This is a genomic window from Streptomyces sp. NPDC001135, assembly GCF_053598395.1.
Map to the genome: position 1 here is coordinate 159,081 of NZ_JBSFKD010000021.1, position 453 is coordinate 159,533.

At 74.8% G+C, this 453-nt stretch carries 1 protein-coding gene; it reads right to left on the reverse strand.

Annotation, left to right across the window (positions count from 1 at the left end):
- Positions 1-77 precede the first annotated feature (77 nt).
- The coding region (locus ACWC94_RS25090; protein WP_450799169.1) for an ATP-binding protein at positions 78-453 on the reverse strand (376 nt) is incomplete at its 5' end.

A 453-nucleotide genomic window follows, 5' to 3' on the forward strand; every position in this document is an offset into this window, starting at 1 on the left:
GGCGGGGATCGACGCCACGAAGAAGTGGCCGGAGGAGGGCTACACGCGGGACGGGCCCCTCCCTCATGTCCGGGCGCTCAGCCCCGGTTCAGCTCGAACCAGACCACCTTGCCGGTGCTCAGCCGCGTCGCGCCCCAGCGCCGGGCCAGCTTGTTGACGAGGTACAGGCCGCGCCCGCCCTCGTCCGTGGCCCGTGCCTGACGCAGCCGAGGCAGCTGCGGCACGTCGTCGCCGACCTCGCAGCGCAGCACGTCCGTGCGCAGCAGCCGCAGCGTCACCGGCCGCGACGCGTACCGTACGGCGTTGGTCACGACCTCGCTGACCAGCAGCTCCACCGAGTCCGTCAGGTCCTCCAGGTCCCAGCGGGCGAGCGCGCGCCGGGCCAGCCGGCGGGCCTGGCCGGGCGCGGAGTCCTCCGGCTCCAGCCGCCAGTACGCGACATCGCTCGGCGCG